The sequence below is a fragment of the Listeria fleischmannii subsp. fleischmannii LU2006-1 genome, from assembly GCF_000344175.1.
Classification (GTDB): domain Bacteria; phylum Bacillota; class Bacilli; order Lactobacillales; family Listeriaceae; genus Listeria; species Listeria fleischmannii.
This window is the reverse complement of sequence record NZ_ALWW01000011.1, coordinates 59,622-65,658: the sequence shown is the minus strand read 5'-3', so window position 1 is coordinate 65,658 and position 6,037 is coordinate 59,622. Positions and strand designations below refer to the sequence as shown.

Sequence of the window (6,037 nt, the reverse complement as noted above, 5' to 3'; positions counted from 1 at the left end):
CTGCCCGGTGCTGGAAGGTTAAGAGGATGGGTTAGCATCTCGCGAAGCTCAGAATTGAAGCCCCAGTAAACGGCGGCCGTAACTATAACGGTCCTAAGGTAGCGAAATTCCTTGTCGGGTAAGTTCCGACCCGCACGAAAGGCGCAACGATCTGGCACTGTCTCAACGAGAGACTCGGTGAAATTATAGTACCTGTGAAGATGCAGGTTACCCGCGACAGGACGGAAAGACCCCGTGGAGCTTTACTGCAATCTGATATGGAATGTTTGTACCGCTTGTACAGGATAGGTAGGAGCCGAAGAATCGCGTGCGCCAGCATGCGAGGAGGCGCTGGTGGGATACTACCCCCGCTGTATGACCATTCTAACCCGCCACGCTTAGCGCGTGGGGAGACAGTGTCAGATGGGCAGTTTGACTGGGGCGGTCGCCTCCTAAAGAGTAACGGAGGCGCCCAAAGGTTCCCTCAGAATGGATGGAAATCATTCGCAGAGTGTAAAGGCACAAGGGAGCTTGACTGCGAGACTGACAAGTCGAGCAGGGACGAAAGTCGGGCTTAGTGATCCGGTGGTTCCGCATGGAAGGGCCATCGCTCAACGGATAAAAGCTACCCCGGGGATAACAGGCTTATCTCCCCAAGAGTCCACATCGACGGGGAGGTTTGGCACCTCGATGTCGGCTCGTCGCATCCTGGGGCTGTAGTCGGTCCCAAGGGTTGGGCTGTTCGCCCATTAAAGCGGCACGCGAGCTGGGTTCAGAACGTCGTGAGACAGTTCGGTCCCTATCCGTCGCGGGCGCAGGAAATTTGAGAGGAGCTGTCCTTAGTACGAGAGGACCGGGATGGACGCACCGCTGGTGTACCAGTTGTTCCGCCAGGAGCATCGCTGGGTAGCTATGTGCGGCAGGGATAAACGCTGAAAGCATCTAAGCGTGAAGCCCCCCTCAAGATGAGATTTCCCATTTCGTAAGAAAGTAAGATCCCTGAAAGATGATCAGGTAGATAGGTTTGGAGTGGAAGTATGGCGACATATGGAGCGGACAAATACTAATCAATCGAGGACTTAACCTTTTAATCTTGATTCGTTACGTGGATAACTAAACGCTTTTCTTCTCTAGTTTTGAGAGAACATCGTTCTTTCATTCTTTTGTCTGGTAGCTATGGCGAGAAGGTCACACCCGTTCCCATCCCGAACACGGTAGTTAAGCTTCTCTGCGCCGATGGTAGTTGGGGGCTTCCCCCTGTGAGAGTAGGTCGCTGCCGGGCAATTTGTGAGCTCAGAAATTTTTCTGAGCTCTTTTTTTATACCTTTTTTTAGGAAAGTGTTTGAAGTGATGGTTAAAATGGAATAGGAATAGTGTATAATAAATAAGCAGGTTTGACTTTTTGTTTTATAGGAAGTAGGGATAAGGATGGTAGATGGGGCAGTTGGTATTGTGCTCACAATTTTTATTGTTAACATTTTATATGTGGCCATCTCAACGGTACGTTTATTACTGACAATGAAAGGCTATCGATATTTAGCTGCCTTTGTCAGCGTAATTGAGATGGTGGTTTACGTAGTGGCACTTAGTTTGGTGCTTGATAACTTGAATAATATCGCAAATGTGATTGCATATGCAGTTGGATTTGGTGTGGGGCTATTTATTGGAATGAAAATTGAAGAAAGACTTGCTTTAGGCTATATCACGGTGAATGTGATTACACAACAGTACAATTTGGATTTGCCGAATCAAATTAGGGACTTGGGGTACGGGGTGACGAGTTGGCTTGCGAATGGACGAGATGGTGAGCGGATGATGCTTGAGATTTTAACCCCAAGGAAAAATGAACGCAAGCTTTATAAAGAAATAGTGGCCATTGATGAGAAGGCGTTTATTGTTACTTCAGAGCCAAAACAAATTCATGGTGGGTTCTGGGTGAAGAGCGTGCGAAAACGAATGAAATGAAGTCCTCCTTGCAGGGCTTTTTTTATGGATTTGCAAAACACGAACGTTCGTGTTTTAAGTTTTGAAAATGTTCGATTTTAAATTGACATTTGCGATTTCTATTGTTAGAATTAAGATGTTGAAACGGAAATTCACTTTTATAGAAGGAGTTGGACCGTAAATGTCTGTGGATGTTGGTGTTATTATGGGGAGTATCTCTGATTTTGAAACGATGAAGAAAGCATGCGAGATACTGGATGAGCTCGAAATTTCTTATGAGAAAAAGGTTGTTTCGGCACATCGGACACCAGATTTAATGTTTCGTTATGCGGAAACGGCAAGAGAAAATGGAATTAAAGTGATTATTGCAGGTGCTGGCGGCGCTGCGCATTTACCGGGTATGGTAGCTGCGAAAACGACATTGCCTGTTATTGGTGTGCCGGTTAAATCGCGCGCGCTAAATGGAATGGATTCACTTTTGTCAATTGTACAAATGCCAGCAGGTGTTCCAGTAGCGACTGTTGCGATTGGTGAAAGTGGGGCAACAAACGCTGGTTTACTCGCTGCACAAATCTTATCAATTTCTAATGATTTAATTGCTAGCCGATTAGCGAAAAGACGTGCTACACTAGAAGAAACTGTACTAGAAAGTAGTGATCGACTTGAATAAAACGTATTTATTACCAAACAGCACAATTGGCATTATCGGAGGTGGGCAACTAGGCAGGATGATGGCGCTTAGTGCGAAAGCTATGGGATATCGGGTGATTGTTTTAGACCCGACCATAGATTCTCCTTGTGGTCAGGTTTGTGATGAGCAAATTATAGCGGAGTATGATGATGTGGAGGCACTACGGGAGCTGGCTGTAAAAGCGGATGTGGTGACTTATGAATTTGAAAATGTAGATAACGGTGCACTTGCAAAAATTGAGGATATGGTGAAGGTGCCGCAAGGGTCTGAATTATTATCGATTACGCAAGATCGTATTTTGGAAAAAGCTTATTTGGAGTCAGTCAATATTAATATTGCCCCTTATGCGGTTGTGGTGGACAAGGATGATATTTTAGAACAAAGTAAAAGTATTGGCTACCCAGCTGTATTGAAAACGGCACGGGGCGGTTACGACGGAAAAGGTCAAATTGTTCTCCGTAGTGTGGAAGACGTGGATGCAGCATCTGAACTATTAAAATATGGTTCTTGTGTACTTGAGGCATTTATTCCGTTTGAAAAAGAAGTTTCGGTGATTGTGGCTAGAAATGCTTCAGGACAAATTGAAACGTTTCCAGTAAGTGAAAATGTACATCAAAATAATATTTTGCATACTTCTGTTGTGCCGGCGAATTTGGACAGAGATATTCATGAGGAAGCGCGTGCGATTGCTGTAAAACTAGCGGAAGTTTTACAGTTAGAAGGTGTTTTAGCGGTTGAAATGTTTGTGACAACGTCTGGCGCGCTTTATGTGAATGAACTTGCTCCAAGACCGCATAACTCGGGACATTATACGATTGAGGCATGTAATATTTCGCAGTTTACACAGCATATTCGTGCGATTGTAGGATTACCCCTTTTAAAACCAGAGCTTGTTCGTCCTGCGGTGATGATTAATATTTTAGGGCAACATGTGGCAGGTGTGAATGAACAAATGGGTGATTATTCGCGGTGGTATGTCCATTATTACGGGAAAAAAGAGGCAAAAGTGGACCGGAAGATGGGGCATATTACAATTTTAGCGAACGATCCGAATGCTGTTTTAATTGATTTAGAAGAAACGAAAATTTGGGAATAAACGGGAGGACCAAGACGCATGATTGAACGTTATACAAGAGAAGAAATGGGTAAAATTTGGACGGAGGAGAACCGGTTTAAAGCTTGGCTTGAAGTTGAAATTTTAGCTTGTGAGGCCTGGGCAGAACTGGGCGATATTCCAAAAGCGGATGTGGCTAAGATTCGGGAAAATGCGAGTTTTGATGTTGCGCGAATTAAAGAAATTGAACTTGAAACGCGCCATGATGTGGTGGCATTTACGCGAGCGGTTTCAGAAACATTAGGGGAAGAACGTAAATGGGTTCATTACGGTTTAACCTCAACGGATGTCGTGGATACAGCAAACTCTTACTTATTAAAGCAAGCGAATGAAATCTTACATCAAGATTTAGAAAACTTTATCCAAATTTTAGCTGATAAAGCGCGACTTCATAAAGATACGGTCATGATGGGCAGAACTCACGGCGTACATGCGGAGCCAACAACATTTGGCTTGAAACTGGCTCTTTGGCATGAGGAAATGAAACGTAATTTAGAGCGGTTTACTCACGCCGCAAAGGGTGTTGAGTTTGGCAAAATTTCCGGTGCAGTTGGGACGTATGCGAATATCGATCCTTTTGTCGAAGAATATGTGTGTAAGCACTTAGGCACGACACCAGCCCCATTTCTACACAAACATTACAGCGCGATCGACATGCGGAATATGTGGCAACACTTGCTTTAATTGCGACTTCTATTGAAAAATTTGCGGTTGAGGTGCGTGGCCTTCAAAAAAGTGAAGTGCGCGAAGTCGAGGAAGCTTTTGCGAAAGGCCAAAAAGGGAGTTCAGCTATGCCACATAAGCGGAATCCAATCGGCTCAGAAAACGTGACCGGACTTGCACGTGTCATTCGCGGTCATATGATGACAGCTTACGAAAATGTGCCACTTTGGCATGAACGAGATATTTCACACAGTTCAGCGGAACGAATTATTTTACCCGATGCGACCATTTTACTTGATTATATGTTAAATCGTTTTGGAACTATCGTGAAAAACTTATCAGTATTCCCTGAGAATATGAAACGCAATATGAATGCGACTCTTGGACTTATCTATTCCCAGCGTGTGTTACTTACTTTAATTGATAAAGGAATGGCTAGAGAAGAAGCTTATGATACCGTTCAACCAAAAGCAATGGAAGCTTGGGAAACAAATACACCATTTAGAGAATTAGTAGAAGCAGAACCGAAAATTACAGCGTTACTTTCAAAAGAAGAGATAGATGATTGTTTTGATTATCACTACCACCTTAAAAATGTAGATTTAATTTTTAATCGTTTAGGACTTTAAAAAGACTTGCTCGCCGCGTTTGGCGAGCGGGTAACTTTTGCAAAAGGAGAGATTTTAAGTGGCGAATGAACTCATTTACGAAGGTAAAGCAAAAGAATTGTTTACGACTGAAAAAGAAGGTGTGCTTCGAGCGAAATATAAGGATGATGCAACAGCATTAAACGGCGGAAGGAAAGAAGTTTTTGCGGGAAAAGGAAAACGCAATAACACGATCACTTCGCTTATTTTTCGTTATTTAAAAGCGCATGGGATTCCGAGTCATTTTATTGAACAAATTTCGGAGACGGAACAATTGATACGAAAAGTTGAAATCATTCCACTTGAAGTGGTGGTGCGAAATGTGCTTGCAGGAAGTCTTGCGAAACGACTGGGCAGACCGGAAGGGGAAAAAATGGATACGCCGATTGTGGAATTTTATTTTAAAAATGATGCGTTAGACGATCCTTTTATTAATGATGACCATGTTGTTTTTCTTGGGGCTTGTGATAGGAAGGAAATTGAGACGCTTAAGGCTTTAGCGCTTAACGTGAATGAAAAACTACAGGAACTTTTTTCAGAAATAGGGATTACGCTTGTTGATTTTAAACTGGAATTTGGGCGCGATGAGACTGGAGCGATTATTCTTGCCGATGAGATTTCGCCTGATACGTGTAGGCTTTGGGATAAAGAGACGAAGGAAAAGCTGGATAAGGATGTCTTTCGTCGGAATATTGGGAATTTAATCACAGTTTATGATGAAGTATTAAATAGACTTATGGAGGTCGTGAAGTAATGTATAATGTGAAAATTTATGTGACGTTAAAGAAAAGTGTACTTGATCCGCAAGGGGATGCGGTTAATGAGGCAGCTAACAGTATGGGGTATACAGGTGTGTCAGACGTTCGAATTGGAAAATATATGGAGCTTCAAGTGGAGAAAACGGATGCTTCTGTGCATGATATGTTAGATGAACTTTGTGATAAACTTTTGACGAATCCGGTAATGGAAGATTATCGTTACGAAATTGAGGAGGCATAA

5 protein-coding genes, 2 rRNA genes and 1 pseudogene are annotated in these 6,037 nt (G+C 43.2%); all 8 read left to right on the top strand.

Annotated features, from left to right (window positions below; translation table 11 throughout):
- Positions 1 to 1,066, top strand: a 23S ribosomal RNA gene (locus tag LFLEISCH_RS05125); the annotation flags it as partial.
- A 79-nt stretch (positions 1,067 to 1,145) separates the two neighbouring features.
- Positions 1,146 to 1,261 (top strand): 5S ribosomal RNA (rrf, locus tag LFLEISCH_RS05120).
- Positions 1,262 to 1,407: 146 nt separating this feature from the next.
- Positions 1,408 to 1,944: a DUF2179 domain-containing protein gene (locus LFLEISCH_RS05115; protein WP_007473724.1), complete on the top strand. Its 537-nt coding sequence runs from the start codon at positions 1,408 to 1,410 to the stop codon at positions 1,942 to 1,944.
- A gap of 160 nt (positions 1,945 to 2,104) precedes the next feature.
- Positions 2,105 to 2,593, top strand: coding sequence for a 5-(carboxyamino)imidazole ribonucleotide mutase (purE, locus tag LFLEISCH_RS05110; RefSeq protein WP_007473722.1), 489 nt, complete (start codon positions 2,105 to 2,107; stop codon positions 2,591 to 2,593).
- Positions 2,586 to 3,710, top strand: a complete 1,125-nt coding sequence (gene purK, locus LFLEISCH_RS05105) for a 5-(carboxyamino)imidazole ribonucleotide synthase (RefSeq protein ID WP_007473720.1) — start codon at positions 2,586 to 2,588, stop codon at positions 3,708 to 3,710. The genes purE and purK overlap by 8 nt, the downstream gene beginning before the upstream one ends.
- Before the next feature lie 18 nt (positions 3,711 to 3,728).
- A pseudogene (purB, locus tag LFLEISCH_RS05100) lies at positions 3,729 to 5,020 on the top strand (adenylosuccinate lyase).
- 58 nt (positions 5,021 to 5,078) lie between these two features.
- A complete protein-coding gene (gene purC, locus LFLEISCH_RS05095; protein WP_007473714.1) occupies positions 5,079 to 5,792 on the top strand; it encodes a phosphoribosylaminoimidazolesuccinocarboxamide synthase in 714 nt (237 codons plus the stop codon).
- Complete coding sequence (gene purS / locus LFLEISCH_RS05090; protein ID WP_007473712.1) at positions 5,792 to 6,037, top strand: phosphoribosylformylglycinamidine synthase subunit PurS; 246 nt, start codon at positions 5,792 to 5,794, stop codon at positions 6,035 to 6,037. Before purC ends, purS begins: the two co-directional genes overlap by 1 nt.

What these genes read in the sequence shown, in the direction of transcription:
- LFLEISCH_RS05115 (WP_007473724.1), top strand. Translation starts at nt 1,408, where the DNA reads ATGGTAGATGGGGCAGTTGGTATTGTGCTCACAATTTTTATTGTTAAC.
- purE (WP_007473722.1), top strand. Translation starts at nt 2,105, where the DNA reads ATGTCTGTGGATGTTGGTGTTATTATGGGGAGTATCTCTGATTTTGAA.
- purS (WP_007473712.1), top strand. Translation starts at nt 5,792, where the DNA reads ATGTATAATGTGAAAATTTATGTGACGTTAAAGAAAAGTGTACTTGAT.